At 64.1% G+C, this 21,455-nt stretch carries 18 protein-coding genes; 4 read left to right on the top strand and 14 right to left on the bottom strand.

All coding sequences use genetic code 11. The features are described 5' to 3' along the window. Positions 1 to 51 precede the first annotated feature (51 nt). The 3 genes from ABID59_RS16035 to thiD form a co-directional block, all read right to left on the bottom strand. Positions 52 to 1,095: a glycosyltransferase family 4 protein gene (locus ABID59_RS16035; RefSeq protein ID WP_354083980.1), complete on the bottom strand. Its 1,044-nt coding sequence runs from the start codon at positions 1,093 to 1,095 to the stop codon at positions 52 to 54. Continuing rightward, a complete protein-coding gene (locus ABID59_RS16040; RefSeq protein WP_354083981.1) occupies positions 1,095 to 1,907 on the bottom strand; it encodes a UDP-2,3-diacylglucosamine diphosphatase in 813 nt (270 codons plus the stop codon). Before ABID59_RS16040 ends, ABID59_RS16035 begins: the two co-directional genes overlap by 1 nt. A 215-nt stretch (positions 1,908 to 2,122) precedes the next feature. Beyond that, positions 2,123 to 2,923, bottom strand: coding sequence for a bifunctional hydroxymethylpyrimidine kinase/phosphomethylpyrimidine kinase (thiD, locus tag ABID59_RS16045; protein WP_148751295.1), 801 nt, complete (start codon positions 2,921 to 2,923; stop codon positions 2,123 to 2,125). A gap of 280 nt (positions 2,924 to 3,203) precedes the next feature. On the opposite strand from thiD, the gene ABID59_RS16050 reads away from it, so the two are divergent. Then, on the top strand, positions 3,204 to 5,183 hold the full coding sequence (locus ABID59_RS16050; protein ID WP_354083982.1) for an ATP-binding protein: 1,980 nt from the start codon (positions 3,204 to 3,206) through the stop codon (positions 5,181 to 5,183). 114 nt (positions 5,184 to 5,297) lie between these two features. Next, positions 5,298 to 5,543: an Lrp/AsnC ligand binding domain-containing protein gene (locus ABID59_RS16055; RefSeq protein WP_129271476.1), complete on the top strand. Its 246-nt coding sequence runs from the start codon at positions 5,298 to 5,300 to the stop codon at positions 5,541 to 5,543. Here the strand turns inward: ABID59_RS16055 and ABID59_RS16060 are convergent. After that, complete coding sequence (locus tag ABID59_RS16060) at positions 5,540 to 6,466, bottom strand: c-type cytochrome (protein WP_354083983.1); 927 nt, start codon at positions 6,464 to 6,466, stop codon at positions 5,540 to 5,542. The two genes, ABID59_RS16055 and ABID59_RS16060, sit on opposite strands and share 4 nt — an antisense overlap. 153 nt (positions 6,467 to 6,619) lie before the next feature. Between ABID59_RS16060 and ABID59_RS16065 the strand changes: the two genes are divergently transcribed. Beyond that, the gene (locus ABID59_RS16065) at positions 6,620 to 7,039 is read left to right on the top strand and encodes a CHRD domain-containing protein (protein WP_148751292.1); all 420 of its coding nucleotides are present in this window, start codon (positions 6,620 to 6,622) and stop codon (positions 7,037 to 7,039) included. A 108-nt stretch (positions 7,040 to 7,147) separates the two neighbouring features. On the opposite strand, the gene ABID59_RS16070 is transcribed toward ABID59_RS16065, so the two are convergent. From ABID59_RS16070 to ABID59_RS16080, 3 genes are all read right to left on the bottom strand, one after another. Then, on the bottom strand, positions 7,148 to 8,431 hold the full coding sequence (locus tag ABID59_RS16070; RefSeq protein WP_354083984.1) for a cystathionine gamma-synthase family protein: 1,284 nt from the start codon (positions 8,429 to 8,431) through the stop codon (positions 7,148 to 7,150). A gap of 346 nt (positions 8,432 to 8,777) precedes the next feature. After that, positions 8,778 to 9,227 carry a cytochrome c gene (locus tag ABID59_RS16075; RefSeq protein ID WP_354083985.1) on the bottom strand — a complete coding sequence of 150 codons (450 nt, stop codon included), beginning with the start codon at positions 9,225 to 9,227 and terminating at the stop codon, positions 8,778 to 8,780. A 111-nt stretch (positions 9,228 to 9,338) separates the two neighbouring features. After that, positions 9,339 to 11,648: a xanthine dehydrogenase family protein molybdopterin-binding subunit gene (locus tag ABID59_RS16080; RefSeq protein ID WP_354083986.1), complete on the bottom strand. Its 2,310-nt coding sequence runs from the start codon at positions 11,646 to 11,648 to the stop codon at positions 9,339 to 9,341. 275 nt (positions 11,649 to 11,923) lie between these two features. Between ABID59_RS16080 and ABID59_RS16085 the strand changes: the two genes are divergently transcribed. Further along, the gene (locus tag ABID59_RS16085; RefSeq protein ID WP_354083987.1) at positions 11,924 to 13,465 is read left to right on the top strand and encodes a glycosyltransferase family protein; all 1,542 of its coding nucleotides are present in this window, start codon (positions 11,924 to 11,926) and stop codon (positions 13,463 to 13,465) included. Positions 13,466 to 13,490: 25 nt separating this feature from the next. Here the strand turns inward: ABID59_RS16085 and ABID59_RS16090 are convergent, their stop codons facing one another. From ABID59_RS16090 to ABID59_RS16120, 7 genes are all read right to left on the bottom strand, one after another. After that, on the bottom strand, positions 13,491 to 14,093 hold the full coding sequence (locus ABID59_RS16090) for a class I SAM-dependent methyltransferase (protein WP_354083988.1): 603 nt from the start codon (positions 14,091 to 14,093) through the stop codon (positions 13,491 to 13,493). After that, a complete protein-coding gene (locus tag ABID59_RS16095) occupies positions 14,093 to 15,133 on the bottom strand; it encodes a glycosyltransferase family 2 protein (RefSeq protein ID WP_502916802.1) in 1,041 nt (346 codons plus the stop codon). The genes ABID59_RS16090 and ABID59_RS16095 overlap by 1 nt, the downstream gene beginning before the upstream one ends. A 287-nt stretch (positions 15,134 to 15,420) precedes the next feature. Next, the gene (locus ABID59_RS16100; RefSeq protein ID WP_354083990.1) at positions 15,421 to 15,825 is read right to left on the bottom strand and encodes a YjiS-like domain-containing protein; all 405 of its coding nucleotides are present in this window, start codon (positions 15,823 to 15,825) and stop codon (positions 15,421 to 15,423) included. A gap of 251 nt (positions 15,826 to 16,076) precedes the next feature. Further along, on the bottom strand, positions 16,077 to 17,603 hold the full coding sequence (murJ, locus tag ABID59_RS16105; RefSeq protein ID WP_354083991.1) for a murein biosynthesis integral membrane protein MurJ: 1,527 nt from the start codon (positions 17,601 to 17,603) through the stop codon (positions 16,077 to 16,079). A 47-nt stretch (positions 17,604 to 17,650) separates the two neighbouring features. Next, entirely contained in the window at positions 17,651 to 18,802 is a 1,152-nt protein-coding gene (locus ABID59_RS16110) for a DegT/DnrJ/EryC1/StrS family aminotransferase (protein ID WP_354083992.1), read from the bottom strand. A 52-nt stretch (positions 18,803 to 18,854) separates the two neighbouring features. Then, entirely contained in the window at positions 18,855 to 19,859 is a 1,005-nt protein-coding gene (locus ABID59_RS16115; RefSeq protein WP_354035067.1) for a Gfo/Idh/MocA family oxidoreductase, read from the bottom strand. A 182-nt stretch (positions 19,860 to 20,041) separates the two neighbouring features. Next, positions 20,042 to 21,454, bottom strand: coding sequence for a mannose-1-phosphate guanylyltransferase/mannose-6-phosphate isomerase (locus ABID59_RS16120; protein WP_354083993.1), 1,413 nt, complete (start codon positions 21,452 to 21,454; stop codon positions 20,042 to 20,044). Position 21,455: the final 1 nt, after the last annotated feature.

Genomic DNA, 21,455 nt, shown 5'->3' on the forward strand with positions numbered 1-21,455 from the left:
GCGGCGGATGCGGCGCGGGCAAGACATCTCCGCGCGAGGATTTTTATCCGTTCAGGCGACGAAGCGCGGCTGTTCCGTGCCGGTCCGGCCGGGCAGCACCGCGCCGACCGCCCGGATGCTGTCCACAAATGCCCTCGCCGAGGCTTCCCAGGTGTAATTGGCGGCGAATTCGACGCAGGCTGGCCTGGAGATATCGAGCGCCGCGAAGCAGGCATTGCGCAGGTCATTGTCCAGCACGCCGACCGGCGCATCGCCGATGACGTCGCGCGGCCCCTTCACCGGGAACGCCGCAACCGGCAGGCCGCTCGCGAGCGCCTCGAGCAGGACCAGGCCGAACGTGTCGGTCCTGCTCGGAAACACGAAGACGTCGGCTGCCGCATAAATGTCGGCCAGCTCCTCGCCGTGCTTTTCGCCCAGGAAAATCGCGTCGGGATAGGCCTCTTCCAGTGTGTTGCGCGCCGGGCCATCGCCGACGATCACCTTGGTGCCGGGCAGATCGAGGTCGAGAAACGCCTCGAGATTCTTCTCGACCGAGACCCGGCCGACGGAAAGGAACACCGGTGCCGGGAGGCAGAGATCGATGGCGCGAGGGTGGAACAGCTTTGTGTCGACGCCGCGCGGCCACAGCACGACATTGGCAAAGCCGCGCTCGCTGAGCTCGCGGGCGAGTGCTGGCGTCGCCGCCATCACGGCGCGGCTGGCGCTGTGGAAGCGCCGCAGCGCCCGCCAGATCAGGGATTCCGGAACCGGCACGCGGGCGCGGACATATTCGGGAAAGCGGGTGTGAAAGCTGGTCGTGAACGGCAGCTTGCGCTGCCGGCAATAGCGGCGGACCATCAGGCCGATCGGCCCTTCCGTCGCGATGTGGATGCTGTCGGGCCGCGCTTCCTCGATCAGTCTTGCGATGCGCGCCGGGCGCGGCATCGCGAGCCGCACGTCGCGATAGCTCGGCATCGCAAAGGTACGGAACGATTGCGGCGTCAGGAACGTAAACTCGGTACCGAGCGTCTTGGCGGCGTCAGCAAGCTTGGTCAGCGTCCGAACCACACCGTTGACTTGCGGGTGCCAGGCGTCGGTCGCGACCAGGATACGCATCAAGCCGCCCTTGCTGCCACCTGCGGTACGGCTGCAGGCTTTTGGGCGTGGTCGGCCCAGGTGATGATCTCGAAACGACCGTCATCGTGCTCGACCAGCGCGGTGCAGCTCTCGACCCAGTCGCCGCAATTCATGTAGCGGATGCCATTCTCGTCGCGGATCACGGCGTAGTGGATGTGGCCGCAGATCACCCCGTCGGCATCATGGCGCCGTGCCTCGGCGGAGAGCGCCTGCTCGAACGCGCCGATATAGTTCACGGCGTTCTTGACCTTCTGCTTCGCCCACTGCGAGAGCGACCAGTAGGGCACCTTGAACATGCGGCGGAAGAAGTTGACGAAGCGATTCATCTGAATCGCGAAGTCGTAGGCCTTGTCGCCGAGATGGGCGAGCCAGCGCGCGTTCTGCACCACGAGGTCGAAGATGTCGCCATGGATGACGAGATAGCGCTTGCCGTCCACGCCGCTGTGGACGGTGTTCTCGACCACGTCGATGCCGCCGAAATGCGTGCCGTAATAGTTGCGCAGGAACTCGTCGTGATTGCCGGGGACGTAGATGACCTTGGCGCCCTTGCGCGCCTTGCGCAGCAGCTTCTGCACCAGGTCGTTGTGCGACTGCGGCCAGTGCCAGCTCGATTTCAGCGCCCAGCCGTCGACGATGTCGCCGACGAGATAGATGGTGTCGGCGTCGTGGTAGCGCAGGAAGTCCAGCAGCAGGTCGGCTTGCGAGCCGCGGGCTCCGAGATGGACATCGGAAATGAACAAGGTGCGAAAGCGCCTTTCAGGGCTCTCGTCACTCACATCGTAACTTCCCATGCGACAGCCTGTAACAATGTCCCGTGACAGGGGGATGACCAATTGGACCTTTGAGGCACCTCAGCTACGAATCAAACCTCGCCTCGCCCTCCCCGCGAATATCAGGCGCATGCGACAATCAGGCGACATGAGGCGGCATTGGTTGCCCGCAAAAGCCCGGAACACCCTGGTCCTGCTGGTTAACGGCGGGACCGACACGCAGCTCGCAGCCGGCGTCAGTAAAACTTGTGGAAATGATGGATCGGCCCGTGGCCGTGGCCGACGCTGAAGCGGTCGGCAGCTTCAATCGCAACACTGATCCAGGCCTTGGCGTTGCGCACCGCCTGCTCCAGGGTCTCGCCCTTGGCGAGACCCGCCGCAATCGCCGACGAGAGCGAGCAGCCGGTGCCATGGGTGTTCTTCGTGGCGACGCGCGGCGCGGCAAGCGCAATCGTGTTTCCGGCATCGACGAGATAGTCGATGCTCTCGGCGCCCTCGCCGTGCCCGCCCTTGATAAGGACAGCGTGGCAGCCGAGCGCGAGCAGGCGGCGGCCCTGACTCTCGATCTCGGCTTCGCTTCGCGCAAGCGGCCCGTCGAGCAGAGCGGCGGCCTCGGGCAGATTTGGCGTAACGACCGAGGCCAGCGGAATCAGCTTCTTGCGCAGGGCCTCGACGGCTTCGGACGCCAGCAGGCGGTCGCCGGAGGTTGCGACCATCACGGGATCGAGCACGATATTGCGAGGCTTCCAGCGCGCCAGCGCAGAGGCGATCACATCGATAGTCTCGGCCTGCGCCACCATGCCGATCTTCACCGCGCCGACGTCGAGATCGGAGAGCACCGCATCGATCTGCGCGGTGACGAACGCCGCGGAAACCGCGTGAATGCCGCTGACACCTTTGGTGTTCTGCGCCGTCAGCGCCGTGATCGCGGACGCACCGTAGACGCCGAGCGCGGCAAAGGTCTTCAGGTCGGCCTGAATGCCGGCGCCGCCGCTCGAATCCGAGCCGGCGATGGTGAGCGCCACGGGCGTGGTCATCGGGCGGTTTTCCGGGTTTTCGAAGCCAGGCGTTTCAAAGTCAGGCATTTCGAAGTCATGGCTTCTCCTACCGCGCGCTCGGAACACCAGCAAGCCGCGAATCGTGCACGCGCGGTGCCACGCAGTATCGTCGTCCCGGAAACGTGCACATCCGGAGAAATAAGACCTAGTCATCGCCCGGCCTTGGCGGGTCCATCCAAATCAGTGAAAGATTGATCGATTCGCTGGCGATGCCATGTTGCGGGCCGCCCCCGGCCTGAAACCCTCTCGGGACTGTATCATGTGGGCCTACTTCGAACGCATTCTCGACTCCTCGATGTTCTCACCACACGGCATCTGCCTGTTGTGGGAACCTGAGCTGATCTGGCTCCACGTCGTCTCCGATGCCATCATAGCCGCCGCCTATTTCTCGATCCCGTTCGCTCTCACGATTCTCGTCACCAAGCGGAGAGACCTCCAATTCGGCTGGGTCTACTGGGCGTTCGCGATCTTCATCATGGCCTGCGGCCTGACCCATGTGCTGTCGATCTACACGCTCTGGGTCCCGATCTACGGCATCGAGGGCCTGGTCAAGGCGGTCACGGCTGCGGCCTCCATCTTCACCGCCGGTGCACTTTGGCCGCTCTTGCCGAAAATCCTGACCATCCCCTCCCCGTTTGAGCTGCAGAAGGTTCAGGCTGCGCTCGAGGAGGAGGAGATCAAGAGCCGGGACGCGACGCTGCTGCTGCGGCAGGTCGGAGACGCCCAGCGCGCGATGCGCGAAAGCGTGACGCGTCTCACCGCGGTCGTCGAGACCGCCGTCGACGGTGTCATCCTGTTCGACGCGCAAGCCCGCATTCTCCTGTTCAATCCCGCCTGCGAACGGCTGTTCGGCTATCACGCCGCCGAGGTCATGAATCTCGACATCGGCATGCTGATGTCCAACCAGGAGAGGCCCTCATCCACCGGTCATGCGCGGCGCTTCGCGACCGGCGAAGCCGCCGGCCTGCGCAAGGACGGATCGACCTTCCCGATGAATCTGTCGGTGGGCCAGGCGTGGCAGGACGGCGACCTGATCCATGTCGGCATCATCCACGATCTGACCGCGCGCAAGCTGACCGAGCAGCAGCTCCAGCAGGCGCAGAAGATGGAGACGGTCGGCCAGCTCTCCGGCGGCATCGCGCACGACTTCAACAATCTCCTGACCGTGATCATTGGCAACGCCGAGCATCTCAGCGAGCAGCTCAAGACGCGGCCCGATTTGCGGCAATTCGCCGATGACATCTGCGAGTCCGGCGAACGCGGCGCAGAGCTGACGCAGCGGCTGCTCGCGTTCAGTCGCCGCCAACTGCTCCAGCCGCAGACGGTCGATTGCCGCGAGCTGCTCGGGTCCATGCTCAAGCTGCTCAAGCGCACCTTGCGCGAGAACATCGAGATCAAGACAGCCTTCGGGCCCGGCACGATCTTGGCCTTTGCGGACCGCGCCCAGCTCGAATCCGCCGTGCTGAACCTTGCGCTGAATGCGCAGGACGCGATGCCATCAGGCGGACACCTGACGTTGAGCACGGAACTGGCCGCGATCGACGAGGACTATCGTGCCCTGCACCCGGAAGTGGCTTCGGGCGCCTACGCGCTGATTTCCGTCACTGATGACGGCGAAGGCATGACGCCCGAGGTGATCGAGCGCGCATTCGAACCATTCTTCACCACCAAGGAGGTCGGCAAGGGGTCAGGGCTCGGGCTGAGCATGGTCTATGGCTTCGCCAGGCAGTCCGACGGTCACGTCTCGATCTATAGCGAACAGGGCCTGGGAACGACGATTCGGATCTACCTGCCGCGTGCCGGTGCCGGACAATCGTTGGCCGATGCGCGGGAAAGCGAGGACGTCGCGCCGCGCGGGCACGAGAAGATCCTGATCGCGGAAGACGATCCGTTCGTGCGCTCCTCGGTGATCCAAAGGGTGGAGGCGCTCGGCTATGGCGTCGTCGCCGCCGTCAACGGCCAGGATGCCCTGCAGCGGCTGCGCGCCGACCCCGGCATCGACATGCTGTTCACCGATATCGTCATGCCCGGCGGAATGAGCGGCTGGGAGCTCGCCGACCAGGCCCGGCGGATTCGGCCGGGCCTGCCCGTGCTGTTCACCTCAGGCTATGCGCTGGAGACCCTGGTCGAGCAGGGCCGCGCGCAAGCCGACGCAGTGGTCCTGACCAAGCCCTATCGCAAGGCCGAGCTCGCCCAGCGGCTCAGGGACGCCTTCGCCGCGGTGACGGTGACTTCGTAGGGCAAAACCGTATTTGCGCGCGGGCGGCTTGTCCCCGCAGGCCGCAAGTCCGCTTGCTAAATCCGGCCGGTTTTGGCCTATTAGCCGGCAAGATACGCCTTCGGAGTGACTGCAATGGTTCCCTTTTTCGTCCAGATCAAATGCAAGCTCGGCCAGTCCTATACGGTCGCCAATGCGCTTGCCGAAGCCGAGATCGCCTCCGAGATCTACTCGACAGCCGGCCATTACGATTTGCTGGTGAAGTTCTATGTCGACAACGACACCGACATCGGCCACTTCATCAACGAGAAGGTGCAGGTGCTGCCCGGCATCCAGGACACGCTCACCATCATCACCTTCAAGGCGTTCGGCACCAGCTAACCGCCAGCCTCCTTGCGTTTGGGCGGCGTCGGGCCGTCGACCGGCGGCAACGACTTCAGATACGCCGCCATCGCGGCGCGATCCTCCGGTGTCAACTGCGCGAGGTTCTTGATCACCGGCCGCATCGAGCCCGATGCGCTGTCGCCTTCGGGCATGTCGCCGGTCTCTAAGAAGTCGGCAATATCTTTCTCGCTCCAGCCGCCAATACCCTTCTGCGTGATGTTCGGCACCCAGCCCTCGCCTTCGGGATTGGGGCCGCCGGCGAAGCGCTGCGAAGTGATGACGCCGCCGAGAAAATTGCGCGGACTGTGGCATTCGGCGCAATGGCCAAAACCGTTCACGAGATAGGCGCCGCGATTCCATTGTGCGGATCGCGCTGCATCCGGCATGAACGGTCTGACCTCCATGAACAGCAATTTCCAGATGCCGACATTGCGGCGGATGTTGAAGGGAAATGGCAAATCGTGGTCGCGCACCCGGCTGGACACCGGCGGCAGCGTCTTCAGATAGGCAAAGAGATCGCGAACGTCGTCGACTTTGGCGATGTGATAGGACGTGTAGGGAAATGCCGGGAAGTAGTGCGTACCCGCAGGCGAGATGCCGCGCATCACCGCATTGACGAAATCGGCCTCGCTCCAGCGGCCGATGCCGTCGGCGGCATCGGGCGAAATGTTCGGCGCATAGAACGTTCCGAAGGGCGAGCCCAGCGCCAGGCCACCGCCAAGCCGCAGCCGGTCGGGCTGGTTGGGCACGGCATGGCAGGACGAGCAGCCGCCGGCATTGAACAGCTCCTGCCCATTGACGAGATCAGGCCCGCGCATCGGCGCCGGCAAGGCCAAAGCGGTCGGCGCGGTCAGCCACCAGTAGACGACAAGTGCTGCAACAGCAGCAATCAAAATGACAGAAATTATTCGTCGCGGCATTGAGGATCCCATCGAGCTCCGGCGAATTTACGGATCATCCCGCAGCCGCTCCAGCCACGAATAATTTAGATGGTTTGATCGGAATCCGGGAATAAAGTCGGAACCGCACTGTTTGCAAGTTGACCGCAATCAGGCGTCAACAGGGAGAGACCCATGAACAAAGCGCTTTTTGCCACGCTGGCGCTCGGAGCCGCCGTCGCATTCGCAGGCTCGGCCAGCGCGGAGAAACTGAAGGCGACGCTGGACGGCAAGTCCGAAGTGCCCGCCACCACCAGCAGCGGCACCGGCACCGCCGATCTCGACTATGACGCCGCCACCAAGAAGCTGTCCTGGAAGCTGAGCTATTCCGGCCTCTCCGGCCCCGCAACCGCCGCCCATTTCCATGGCCCCGCCGAGGCCGGCAAGAATGCCGGCGTCGCGGTGCCGATCCCGGGTGCTGCCAACAGCCCGGCTGAGGGCTCGGCGACGTTGACCGACGCGCAGGCCTCCGATCTGCTCGCCGGCAAGCTCTACGTCAACATTCACACCGCGGCCAACCCGGGCGGCGAAATCCGCGGCCAGGTGACCAAGTAAGTTTTGTTGCAATTTTTTCTGCGGGGGCCGGGCGCGAGTTGCGCGTCCGGCCTTTTCGATTCCGGCTGAGCGTGTCAGACGGGACGCTTGCTCACAGCATGCCTGTCCCTACGCCGCACCCAGCGCCTGCGTGAGATCCGCGATCAGGTCCGACGGGTGCTCGATGCCGATCGAGAGCCGGATCGTGGAATCCAGAACGCCGATCTTATGGCGGATGTCGGCGGGCACGCCGGAATGGGTCATCGTCGCCGGCAGGCTCGCCAGCGACTCCGTTCCGCCAAGGCTGACCGCGAGCTTGAAGATCTGCAAGCCGTTGAGAAATTTCTCCGCCGCCGCCTGGCCGCCGACGATGTCGAACGAGAATGTCGATCCCGCGCCGAGACACTGCCGCGCGAACACTTGTCCGGCCGGCGAGGCCTCGTCGTGATGACCGAGATAGTGGACCTTGGCGACCTTGGCGTGGTCGAGTAGATAGTCCGCGACGAGGCGCGCGTTACTATTGGCCTTCTCCATGCGCAGGCTCAAGGTCTCGAGCGAGCGGTTGATCATCCAGCAGGAATGCGGATCGAGCTGGGTGCCGATCGCGCCGCGCAGCGCCTTGATGCTTTTCATGATCGCCTTCGAGCCGAGCGCGGCGCCCGCGATCAGGTCGGAATGACCGCCGACATATTTGGTCAGCGAGTACAGCGAAATATCCGCGCCATGCTCGATCGGCCGCTGAAACACCGGGCCGAGCAGCGTGTTGTCGCAGGCGATGATCGGCATGTGGCCCTGGGCCTTTCCGATGGTCTCGGCGACGCGGCGCATCATCGCGACGTCGACCAGGCCATTGGTCGGGTTGGCCGGCGTTTCGATCAGGATCATCGCGACCCGGCCCTTGTGCATGGCCTCCTCCGCAGCCTGGCCGACCGCCGATTCATCGATGCCGTCGGCAAAGCCGACTGCGTCGATCGCAAGACGCGAAAGCGTGTTCGTCAACAGGGTTTCCGTCCCGCCATAGAGCGGCTGGGAGTGCAGGATGACATCGCCAGGGCGTATGAAAGCCAGGATCGTGGTCGCGATCGCCGCCATGCCGGATGAGAACAGGACACAGCTCTCGGTGCGCTCATAGATGGCGAGCCTGTCCTCGACGATCTCGCTGTTGGGATGGTTGAAGCGCGAATAGACCAGGCCTGCGCCCATGCCCTCCGGCGGCTCGCGCCGGCCCGCGACGAAATCGAAGAAATCCTGGCCGTCCTCGGCCGTCCTGAACACGAAGGTCGAGGTCAAGAACACCGGCGGCTTGATGGCGCCTTCCGACAGCTGCGGATCATAGCCATAGGTCAGCATCAGCGTTTCCGGATGCAGCATATGGTTGCCGATATGGGTTTTCGACGGGAACGGTTTGACCATGGCCTGCCTCGCTGTTGCTCGAGATCCGCGCCGCGCGTTGGAACTCCAGACATCGTGAGGCATCAACGCTGCAGCGGCGCGAGCAAACATAACCACTCTGACGGCGATCCGTCAGGCCATGAGAGGAGAATTTGCTGATGAGCTGCGCGCCGGTAATGCAGCAGCATGAACGCGATTGCGAAGCCTCACCCACTGCTGTCATTCCCCGCGAAAGCGGGGAATCCAGTATTCTAGAGACATCAACGTTCCCCGAACCGCCTCGGCGTACTGGATCGCCCGCCCCAGTGCGCAAGTGCGCACAAGGCGGGCGATGACACCGAACTTGTAGTGATGCGCCCGCGCCGCTCTACTTCAGCTTCAGCCGATACGTCTCGTGACAGTCGGTGCAGCGATCATTCATCGCAGTGTAGGCGGCCTTCAGGCTCGCCACATCGGTGATCTTGCCCTTGACCTCGGCGATCGCCTTCTGCACCGGGGGGATCTTGGAGTCGAAATCGGCCTTGTTCTGCCAGACCTTGGGCGAAGCACCGTAAGTTGCGTTGACCACGTCCTGCTTGGGATTGACCTCGAAGGTCTTTGCGATCTTGGCGACGTCGGCCTCGAGACTGGCGATCGCCGCGTCGACGGCCTTCTGATTGTAGGGGATTTCGCCCTTCGTCATCTTGAGGATCACGCCGTACATGCTCTTGGCCTGCGAGCGCATCAGGTTGTCCTGCTGGACGGCAATCTCCTGCTGGGCCATGACGGCGCCCGCACCCAGAATGAGGGTGCCCGCGACAATCAAAATTCGCTTCATCGGCTTGTTTCTCCGGCTCGCACGTCGCTTTGGGGGAAGCTCGGCTTGGGGAAGGTCATTCATGGTTAGAACCCGGCGGCGGCCGATTATTCCCGCCGCGGGGGCCAAGCTTTACAGGCTATGGCGACGATGATGCTCGTTGATCGCGATCCAAACACGTTCCGGTGTCGCCGGCATGTCGATGTGGTCGATCTTGTATTCGCGCCAGAGCCCATCGACGATGGCGTTGACGACCGCCGGACAGGAGCCGATCGCGCCGGCCTCGCCCGCGCCCTTCACCCCCATCGGATTGGTGGTGCAGGGGACGTTGGCGGTCTCGAACACGAAGGACGGGCCGTCGGCCGCCCGCGGCAGCGCGTAATCCATGTAGGTGGCAGTGATGAGCTGGCCGTCACCGGCGCCGTAGACCACCTGCTCCATCAGCGCCTGGCCGATGCCCTGCATGGCACCGCCATGCACCTGCCCCGCAAGCAGCAGCGGATTGAGCGTCTTGCCGAAATCGTCGACGATCACATAGTTGACGATTTTGATGATGCCGGTGGCCGGATCGATCTCGACCTCCGCCAGATGCGTGCCGTTGGGATAGGTGCCGTCAGCGCTGGCAAAGGTCGCGCTGCCGTTCAACTTCGATGGATCGGCGCCGGGCCGCTTGGCCAAATCGGCAAACGAGATCGAGCGGTCGGTGCCGGCGATGCGGATCACGCCGTCGGTGATTTCAAGGTCGCCGACGCTCGCCTCCAGTGCTTGCGCGGCGAACTCCTTCAGCTTGTTGCCTAGCTCGCTCGAGGCGCGCTCGACGCAGACGCCCCCTGTGGGAATCGAGGCCGAACCGCCTGTACCGAGGCCGGTCGCAATCTCGGCGGTGTCGCCCTGACGGACGTGCACGCGCTCCGGCGGCAAGCCGAACTGTTCGGCGACGATCTGCGCGTAAGCCGTCTGGTGGCCCTGCCCGCTTGATTGGGTGCCGATCAAGACGGTGACGTCGCCATTGGGGTCGAGCCGCACATTGGCGGTTTCTTCCCCCATCACGCCGCAGACCTCGACATAGCTCGCAAGCCCGATGCCGCGGATCAGGCCGTGCTTCTTGGCGAGCTTGGCGCGCTTGGGAAACTCCTTCCAGTCGGCGATCTCCATCGCGCGCTTCAGGTGCGCGGCGAAGTCGCCGGAATCGTAGACTTTGCCGGTTGCGGTCTTGTAGGGCAGCGCTTTCGGCTGGATGAAATTCTTGCGGCGGATCGCATCCGGCGTCATGTCGAGTTTTCGCGCGCAGGCATCGACCAGGCGCTCGATCACATAGGCCGCTTCAGGGCGGCCCGCGCCGCGGTAGGCATCGACCGGCACGCTGTTGGTGAAGACGGTGCGCACCCGGCAGTGGAAAGCCCGGATGTCGTAGAGGCCCGGCAGCATGCCGGCGCCGCCATGCGGGATGTAGGGTCCGAAGGTCGAGAGATAGGCGCCCATGTCGCCCATCAGGTCGCAATCCATCGCGAGGAACTTGCCGTCCTCGGCCAGCGCCATCTTCGCGGTGGTGACGTTGTCACGCCCCTGCGCATCGCCCATGAAGTGCTCGGAGCGGTCGGCCGACCACTTCACCGCCTTCTTCAGCTTGCGCGCCGCGACCGCCACCAGGGCGTATTCACGATAGGGAAACAGTTTCGTGCCGAAGCCGCCGCCGACATCGGGGCAGATCACACGCATCTTCTCGGTCGGGATATTCAGCACGTTCTGACACAGGATGTCGCGCAGGCGGTGGCTGCCCTGGCTGCCGATCGTCAGCGTGAGATGATCGTTCTTGGCGTCGTATTCGCAGACCGCCGCGCGCGTCTCCATGAAGCTCGCGACCACGCGCGGATTGACGATGGAGATCTCGGCGACCGTATGCGCCTTGGCGAACGCAGCTTCAGTGGCGGCCTTGTCGCCGATCGAGACATCGAACAGCACGTTGCCGGGCTTGTCCGGCCAGACCTGCGGCGCGCCCTTCTTGACGGCGTTGACGAGGCCGGTCACCGATGGCAGCGGCGACCATTTGACCTCGATCGCCTCGATCGCGTCGCGGGCCTGATCGATGGTCTCGGCGACGACGAAGGCGACGGAATCGCCGACATGGCGCACCTCGTCCTTGGCAAGGATCGGGTAAGGCGGGCCGGTGAAGGGATCGGTCTCGAGATTGAACAGGCAGGGCAGATTGCCGAGATCCGCAACCTCGGCGGCGGTCAGGATCAGCGCCACCCCGGGAAGGGTGCGGGCGCGGGCCGCATCGATGGTGAACTTGGCATGCGCGTGCGGCGAGCGCAGCATCAGGCAGCGAAGCGCGGCCTGCGGCGCGTAATCGTCGGTATAGCGGCCCTTGCCGCGAATCAGCGCGTCGTCCTCCTTGCGCAGCACGCTTTGGCCAACGCCGAACTTGATGGGAGCCGCCATTGTCTTGTCCCGTCCTATGGTTGTTTTGCGAACCATATTGCCGTGGAACGAGGGAGAGCGCAAATGGCTTTAGGAATTCGCCCCCATAAGTGGCATCCTTGGAGATCGTGCAGCGGTGTGCCTTCCAGGGCTTTCCACGCCCTACGTTCGTTCAATCAAGCCCCAAAATTGCCATCGAACTCTTCAGGCACTCCGACCGCGCTGTAGTTTGCCGCGAAAGTCACTCGTTAACGCACCTCGGGTAGCGTGGCTGCGTTTCCTCGCAGGATAGGCCCATGAGTTTGGAGAGCAGTTCGGAGAGCAGTTCGAAGATCGCAGACGTTTCCCACCAGGCGCATGTCAGCCCGCATGACCGCGAACGGTCGGCCCCGACGCCCTGGCTGCTGATCGGCGCCGTGTTTGGGCTCGCGCTCCTGATGCGGGAGTTCGTTCCGCTGAATACCGACGTCAGCTGGTTGCTCGTGGTCGGCGAGCGCATGCTGGATGGCCAGCACCTCTACGGCGATATTATCGAGATCAATCCGCCGATGGCGGCGTTTGCCTATCTCCCCGGCGTTGCGCTGGGCCGCCTGCTCGACGTCGATCCGAGACACGTCATCGATATTCAGCTTCTGCTGCTGGCGGTAGCGTCGCTCTATGCCGTGTCGCGGATCGTGCGGCTGTCGCCGGCATGGGCTCAGGCGAACTGGGGACCGTTCGCGGTCTGGGCCGCGGCCGTCGTGACCCTCTTGCCAATGCACGTGTTCGGCCAGCGCGAACATATGGCGACGCTGACCTTCCTGCCTGCACTCGCGGTTTATGCACTGCGCAGCGATCGCCTTTCGGTTCCGCTGTGGGCGATCCTGATTGCCGGCTTGGGAGCCGGGATCACGCTCGCCTTCAAGCCGTTCTTCGCTGTGCCGGTGGCGTTGTGCATGCTGGCGAGCGCCGTTCGCGCGCGTTCGTGGCTTGTGTTGTTTGCACCGGAAAACATCATCGCGGGCGTGCTGGTAGCCACCGTCAGTATCGGCACCTACCTCCTCTATCCCGAATATTTCACGGTGACCTATCCCCTGGTGCGCGACACGTATCTGTCCTGGTCGATGCCGCTCTCCGTCATCTTCCTGAATGCTGCCTCGCTGCTGTTCGCCGTCGCGATGCTGTCGGTGCTGTTGACGACGTGGGGACGAACGCCCGACTCGCTGCTGATTGCGGCTGTTCTTGCCGCTGGCGGCTTTGCGATCTCGTTTTTCCTGCAGCGGCGCGGCTGGGCCTATCATTCCTATCCGATGGTGGCGGTCGCCACGCTCGCGATGGGATACACGCTGCTGGTCGCGGGCGACGCGCCGTCGCGCCGCCGCCTTGGCCTGGCGGCGCCGCTGATCCTGGCCGCGACCTTTTTGTTCGGCGCGCAATGGTTCAACGGCAACGTCTATGTTGGCCCGGTAAGGCAAGCGATCGAGGGTCTCATGCCGCATCCGCGGATCCTCGTGCTGAGCGGCGAGGCCGCCATTGGTCACCCGCTGGTGCGGGATGTCGGCGGCGTCTGGGTTTCTCGTCAGGAGAATCTGTGGCTTAGGGTATTCGGGCGGCTGACGCGCGAAAAGACCTCGGTCGACGCCGCGACGGCCGCCCGGCTGAACGACTATCTGGCGCTCGAGCGCAAATGGTTGATCGAGGATTTCAGGAAATTGCCGCCCGACATCGTCCTGGTTGACAATCTGCGCGACGGATGGGGGGACTGGGTGCGCGCCGATGCCGAACTGTCGCAACTTCTCAAACCGTATTCGCTGGTACGATCCGTCGAGGGGATCGACATCCTGCGCCGGACTGAATGATCCGTGTTAGCCGGCGCGCCGGCCGTTATTTCTGTGCGACGCCGATGGCGAACGTATAGGGCAGGCGCGACAAGTCTTCTCGGATGGTGAGCTTCACCCTCGCAAACGCGTTGCCGAGCACCCTGGAGTAGCCGTCCTGATCGCGGATGAACTCGCCGCGGTCGTTGTCGAGCAGCCATTTCGCGATCGGCGACTGGCCTTCGCGATAGCAGGGATCGGTCGTGAACAGGACGCCATCGTCTCTCAGGACGTCGCGGATGTTGGCGAGCGTGGATCTCAGATCTTCGTCGCCGATATGGTGCAGGACGCCGTTCATCATGACGAGGTCTGCGCCGGCGAATTCCCGGGCGGCGGCGGCATCGAAACAACGGCAATGAAAGGTGCCGAAATGGCCGAACGATCGCTTCGCGTAGGCGATATAGGTTTCGTCGATGTCGAAGCCGTTATAGTTGGTGCCTTCGGGCAGATATTGCAGGATATGACCCGGTCCGCACCCGATGTCGATCACCCGCATGCCCGGCCGCATGGTCAGGTAATCCGCGATCGCTTTGACCCGCGCGCCGAAAAAGCCGCCGGCAGCCTGATAGGCCTGATAGAGGACGGGATGGCTCAGGATCATCGCCTTCATCAGGAGGCCTCGTATATTTCGCTGCGCCTGTTGGATTCCGACTGGGCCAGCAACGTCATCAACGGCGCCGTTTCCTGATCGTCCCGGCCGTCGGTCGCGCCGTGCGGCAGCCGTCCGCGCCGGTGAATGTGCGAGATCACGAACAGCGGACGGTTCTTCGATTGAATGTAGATGCGACCAACATATTCGCCGATCAGCCCGAGCACGAGGAGCTGGACCGAGGAGATCATCACGACCAGCAGCGTCAGGCTGGTCCATCCCGGCACGGTGCCTGAAAAGATCCAGCTGATGACGGCACCGATACCGACAAAGGTGAGGACGGTGGTCAGGAGCGCGCCGACATAGGTCGCAATCCGCAGCGGCACCATCGAGAAACTGACCAGTGCGTCCGCCGCAAAGCCGATCATCTTCGCCAGCGGGTATTTGGTGCTGCCGGCATAACGCGGATTGCGGTCGTATTCGTAGGCGACCTGCTTGTAGCCGAGCCAGGCCACCATCCCGCGGATGAAACGATCGTGCTCAGGCATCTGCACGAGCTGGTCGGAGATGCGGCGGGTCATCAGGCGGAAGTCGCCGGTATCCACGGGGATGTGGACGCGGGTGATCCGGGCGAGAAGGCGATAGAAGGCCTCGGCCGATTTCCTCTTGAAGCGGGTTTCGCCGGCGCGACTGCGTCGCAGGCCGTAGACGACGTCGGCGCTTTCCCGCGCCATCATCTCGTACATCGGTGTCAGCAGTTCCGGCGGGTCCTGCAGGTCGGCGTCGATGACAAGCACGAGGTCACCGCGCACAGTGGAAAGCCCCGCCGTCAGCGCCAGTTGATGTCCGTGGTTGCGGGAGAGCCTTACCGCGACCACGTTGCGGTCTTCCGCCGAGAGTTGGTTGATCAGCTTCCAGGTGTTGTCGGTCGAGCCGTCATCGACCAGGATCAGCTCGAACCGTTGACCGCACAGCGCGCGCGCCGCGGCCGTCATCTGATGGTGGAATTCGCGCAAGCCTTCCTCTTCGTTGTAGCAGGGTACAACGATGGACAGAAACATCCTGCCGGGGCGTGGCGTCCCGTCCTGAATTTCCATGGGTTTGGCAGCCTGTCCGGCAATGAATCGGTGCGAAGTGCTGCGTGCGATAATCAACGAGGCCCGGTTAATTGTTCATCAATTTATGGAGCCACAGAGGCTCGATTCGTCGAAGCCGCCGTGGCTAAATTAATCAAATGTTTAGGCGCTATCTAAACGTTGTGTCGCGATGCAACGGCATGTGAGAACAAGCAGCCGTGCTAGCCGCTGCTTGCTCTCAAAACGCATGTCCGCCTCTGGCGGTAAATCCGCTACATCCCACGGCGGCTCCAGAGATAGATCGTGCTATCCCTCAGCGTATCGATCGCTCGCTGAGGTGTGAGGTAGTCGATTTGACCGCGCGTCAAGCCGATGTCCATCAGCTCCCTGTCACTCAACTCGTGCAGGTTGACGCGCAGGCTCCGGCGCCGCCGCCGCTCCTGAAACGCCAGCCAATATCGCCTGAGCAAGCCCGGGACGCTTGGCGTCGATGCGCCCGCTGGTCCGGCAGCATCCTTATCCTGCAAAGCGTCGTCCAGCGCCGCAGCGGACGCCTTGAGGCGTGCTGCCAGTGCTTGGTCGACTGCGCTCTTCGCCGACAAGATCGTAAGGGTGAGGCCGCGCCTCGCGGCGTCGCCCTCAATCCCGGGTGAGCTGTTCGTCAATTGGGGTGGCATCGGACGCTCCTGCTGTGGTGGTGCCGGCAGGGAGCGTGGCCAAACAAAAGGCCCCGTCCGATGCCGGCGGGGCCTGGTGGAAAAGATGTCGTCGACGAATTCCTAGCGCACGACTCCTTCCACGGCCCAGCCGAAGCGGGTCATGTGGTTGAAGTTGACTTTGCGCGACCATTTGATCATGCGCTGCTCATAGCACGGCAATCGCGTGAAATCAAGAGATGTGCAGAGGCCGGCTGCACCCTGGAGGCGAGCTAGCCACGCACCAGCGAAACCAGCCAGCTGCGGCCGAACAGCACGAGGATCGCGAGCGCATAGACGATGGTGCCTCCGACGGCCAGCAGGACCAACATCACTTCGTCCCGGAAGCGCAGCGCACCCAGCGCAGAACCGCCAAAGCGCGCGATCAGCCAGAAGGCGGCGGCGAGGATTATTCCGGTCAGCAGGAATTTGGCGAGCGACGACAGCCAGGCGCGGTCCAGCACGAGAAAGCCGCGGCGCACGGCGAAGAACAGCACCAGCAGCAGATTGGTCCAGACCCCGATTGCGGTTGCCAGCGCCAGGCCGATCTGGGCGAACGATCCCATCAAAGCGAGTTTCAGCGCGACGTTGACCGCGATACCCGACAGCGAGGCGCGCACCGGCGTCGCGGTATCCTTGCGCGCATAGAAGGTCGCGACCGCGCTGCGGATCAGCACGAACGGGATCAGGCCGATGGCATAGGCTGCGAGCGTGCTGCCTGCGGCAACCGCATCGTCCCTGGAGAACGCGCCGCGGGCGAACAGCGCGCGCATGATCTCGTCGGGCACGGTGAGGAACGCGGCGACGAACGGCACCGAGAACAGCAGCGTGAAGTCGAACGCGCGGCGCTGCGCCTTCATCGCGCCGTCATGGTCGTTGGCCGTGATCCGCCGCGACATCTCCGGCAGCAGCACCGTGCCGATCGCGATGCCGATGACGCCGATCGGCAATTGATTGAGACGGTCGGCGTAGTAGAGCGCCGACAGCGCGCCCGCCGGCAGGAAGGTCGCGATGATGGTGTCGGCGAACAGCGCGACCTGCGTGCCCATCGAGCCCAGCGTCGCGGGTCCCAGTGCCCTGAAGAAGCCGCGGACGTCTTCGTCGAGCTTGAGCGGCGCGAAGCGCGGCAGGCCGCCATGGCGGGCGAGGTCGCCTGCGAGCAGGAAATATTGCAGGAAGCCGGAAATCAGGACGCCCCAGGCGGCTGCGTGGCCCGCGGTCGGAAACCAGGCGGCGAGCGCCAGCGTCATCATCATCGCGACGTTGAGGAAGATCGACGCGGCGGCTGCGCTGGCAAAGCGCTGCATCACGTTGAGCATGCCGCCATAGAGCGTCACCAGCGTGATCAGCAGCAGATAGGGAAAGGTGATCCGGGTCAGCTCGATCGCGAGCTTGCGCTGCTCGGCGTCATCGCCGAAGCCGGGCGCCAGAATGCTCATGGCCTGCGGCATAAACAGCCAGGCGACGATCAGCAGCACGACCTGCGAGGCCAGTAGCAGCGTGAAGATGCGGTCGGCGAACGATCGTGCCGCCCCCTCCCCGCGCTCGCCATGGACATGGGCATAGGCCGGAACCCAGGCGGCGTTGAAGGCGCCTTCGGCAAAGATCGCGCGGAAATGATTGGGCAGCCGCAGCGCCACGAAAAAGGCGTCGGCCACGGGGCCGGCGCCGAGGATCGCCGCGAGCATGATGTCGCGGGCAAATCCCGTCAGCCGCGAGAGCAGCGTATAACCACCGACCGTGAAGATGCGTCCGAGCATGCGTCCCTTCTAGAGGAAGAGACGGCTCGCTGCAAAATCAGGCCAAATCAGGCCGAAAGCGCGCCGCGCACGGCGGCGATGATTCGCTCCTGATCGGCTTCAGTCAAATAGGCGTGCATCGGCAGGCTGATGACGTCCTGCGACAGGCTCTCGCAAGCAGGCAGGCCGCGCTCGGCGACCGGATACTGCTTGTAGGCGGTCTGCTGATGCATCGACTTGCCGTAATAGATCGCGGTCGGCACGCCCTGGGCCTTCAGCGCGGCGGCAAAGCCGTCGCGGTCGGTCCCCTCAGGGAGGCGGATCGTGTACTGCGCCCAGACCGAGGTGTTGCCCGGCGCCAGACGCGGCACGGTCACGACGTTGGACAGGCCCCGCGCATAGCGCTCGGCGACCTTGTTGCGGGCGGCGATCTCGTCGTCGAAGATCTTCAGCTTCTCGATCAGGATCGCGGCCTGCATGGTGTCGATCCGGCCGGTCAGGCCGAGGCGGACGTTGTCGTATTTGTCGACGCCCTGCCCGTGCACGCGGATGCTGCGCAGGGTCGCGGCGAGCTCGTCGTCATCGGTGAAGATCGCGCCGCCGTCGCCGAAGCAGCCGAGCGGCTTTGCCGGAAAGAAGCTGGTCGTGGTGGCGAGCCCGAAGGTGCCGAGCTTGCGGCTCTTGTAGCTGGCGCCAAAACCCTGCGCGGCATCGTCGATCACGAACAGGCCTTCGTCCCTGGCGATCTCGGCGATGGCATCGTGGTCGGCAGGCTGTCCGAACAGATCGACCGGAATGACCGCGACCGGCTTCAGGCCAGCTTTCCGCGCGGTCGCGATGCCGCGCTTGAGCGAGTCCGGGCTCATGTTGAACGTCGCTTCGTCCACATCGACGTAGACCGGCGTCGCGCCCATTCGCGCCGCCGGCGACGCGGTCGCGATGAAGGTGAACGACGGGCACAGCACGGCATCGCCGGGACCGACGTTCTTCGCCATCAACACCATGAGAAGCGCATCGGTGCCGCTGGCGCAGCCAATCACATGCCTGGCGCCGCAATAGGCCGCAAGCTGCGCCTCGAGCTCGGCGACCTCGGGGCCATTGACGAACTGGCAATGGTCCAGAACGCGCTTGACCGCGGCATCGAGCGAGGCGCCGAGCCGGCGGCGCTGCGAGGCCACGTCGATGAAGGGAATGGGTTCGGAACGCAGATGCTGGTTCATGGCGCCTTGTCGATTTTCTTGCGGGTTTTGAGCGGTCGACATGGAAAGGGTTTTAGCCGGCGACGCGGCGCGGGCCCTTGCGAGCGGATGACGTGGCTGCGGGCCGCGACGGCGTCTCGAGGCACTGCGTCGCGATCTCGAGGCTGGCGACGCCCTCGTCGCCTGTGACCGCCGGCGTCTCGCCGTGACGCACGGCCTTGAGGAAGGCGATCAGCTCGGCGCGGAGCGGCTCGTCATGGCCGACCGGCAGATGCCGCATCGAGTAGCTGCCATCGGGCTTGAAGCCGAAGCATTCGGTGACCTGACGCGTCAAGAGATCGCCCATCACGTATTTGCCGCGGGTCGCGACCGTGACGCTGCGCGCCTTGAACGGCGTCAGCCAGTTGGTGTTGATGTGGGCGAGCACGCCGCTGGCGGTGCGGAACTGGAGCAGCGCGATGTCCTCGCGCTCGGCGACCGCGCTCGACAGCTGCGGCTGCACCTCGACGATGTCGGATTCGGTGAACCAGCGGATCAGATCGATGTCGTGCACGGCCAGATCGATGACGACGCCGACATTGGACATGCGCGGCGGGAACGGACCGACGCGGGTGATCGCGATCGAGAGAATGTCCTCGCCCGCAATGGCCTGCTTGACGGCGGCAACCGCCGGATTGAAGCGCTCGACATGGCCGACCATCAGCGTGACGCCGGCCTTTTGCGCGGCGGCGACGATCTCGCGGCCTTCGGCGACCGTGGACGCGATCGGCTTCTCGACCAGCACATGGATGTCCTTGGCGATGCAGGCGAGCGCGACCTCGTGATGCAGATGGGTCGGCGCCGCGATGGTGACGGCATCGACGCCTTCGGCGAAGAGCTGCTCGATGGTCTCGAAGCCCTGGCAGCCGGCAAGCTCGGTGGCGCGCGCGCGGTGCGCCGGCGAAGGATCGACTATGCCGACCAGGCTGATGCCGGGCAGACCGCTCAGCACGCGCGCATGGTTGCTGCCCATCACGCCCGCGCCGATGACGCCGACGCGCAAGCCGGCCTTTGCCGGTTGTGACCCTTTGGAACTCATCTGATCGAACCCCGATTCACCGCAAATCCCCGGGCCGCTTCTAGCACGGGTGCCACATTTGTGGCGAATGCCGGCAAAACTGCCCGGACACGATTTGATTCAAAAAATTACACGTTCTCCGGGCCTTAAGCCGCATGAAGCGGAGTTTTCAGGCCCGGATCGCGTGATTCGGAGCTTGCTGGTTACGACCTTTGATAGTCGTCTTCAATCCGGATGATGTCGTCTTCCCCGAGGTAGGAGCCGGTCTGGACCTCGATCAGCTCCAGCACGATCTTGCCGGGATTCTCCATCCGGTGGACCGCGCCCATCGGGATGTAGATCGACTCGTTCTCGTGCACCGTCTTCACGGTCTCGTTCACGGTGACGCGGGCGGCACCACGGACCACGATCCAGTGCTCGGCGCGGTGATGATGCTTCTGCAGCGACAGCCGCCCGCCGGGCTTCACCACGATGCGCTTGACCTGATGGCGCTCGCCATTGTCGACCGACTGGTAGCTGCCCCAGGGCCGATGCACCTTGAGATGCTCCTCGGTGACCTTCGGCGCAACCGTCTTGAGTTTTGTGACCAGCCGCTTGAGCCCGTTGGCGTCCTTCTGGCGCGATACGAGGACCGCGTCCGCAGTCGCCACCACGACGAGATCATCGACGCCTTCGAGCGCGACCAGCGCCGAATCCGTCGTGACGTTGCAGTTGCGCGAGTCTTCGAACACCGCAGCGCCATGCGAGGCGTTGCCTTGCGCGTCCTTGTCCGACAATTCCCACACCGCGTGCCAGGAGCCGACGTCGGACCAGCCGCAGGACACCGGCACCACGGCTGCGCGCGAGGTCTTCTCCATCACCGCATAGTCGATCGAGATCGCCTTCGCCGCGCCGAAAGCCTGCGGCTCGAGCGTCACGAAGCCGAGATCGCGCCCCGCGCCGGCAACCGCATTGGACACCGCCTCCACGCTTGCCGCATCGACCTTGCGATATTCGTCGAGCAGCAGGGCCGCGGGAAACATGAAGTTGCCGCTGTTCCAGAGATAGCCCGAATTGACGTAGTCGGCAGCCTTCACGGCATCCGGCTTCTCGACGAAGCGCGCGACCGCGTGCACCTCGCCGGAGATCACCTCACCCGGGCTGATATAGCCGTATTCGGTCGCCGGCCGCTCCGGCTTGACGCCGAAGGTGACGATGCGCCCGGTGCTCGCGGCAACGAGGCCCTCGCGGCACGCCGCAACAAAGGCGGCCTTGTCCTGCACCACATGGTCGGCAGCGAGCGCGAGCACGATCGCTTCACTGCTGCGGTTCTGCGCGAACGCCGCGCCGGCGGCAATCGCAGGACCGGAGTCGCGCCGCATCGGCTCGAGGATCACGTCGGCCTCGATGCCGATCTCGGCGAGCTGCTCCAGCACCATGAAGCGATAGGAGGCATTGGTGATGACGATCGGGCGATCGAACAGCGAAGCGTCCGAGACGCGCAACAGCGTGTCCTGGAAGGTCGAGCGCGCGCCGAACAGCGGCAAAAACTGCTTCGGGCGCACCTCGCGCGAAGCCGGCCACAGCCGCGTGCCGGCGCCGCCGCACATGATCAGGGGGATAATGCGTTTGTCCATC

This window comes from Bradyrhizobium sp. S3.3.6 (assembly GCF_040546905.1).
In the GTDB taxonomy this organism is placed as follows: Bacteria; Pseudomonadota; Alphaproteobacteria; order Rhizobiales; family Xanthobacteraceae; genus Bradyrhizobium; species Bradyrhizobium cytisi.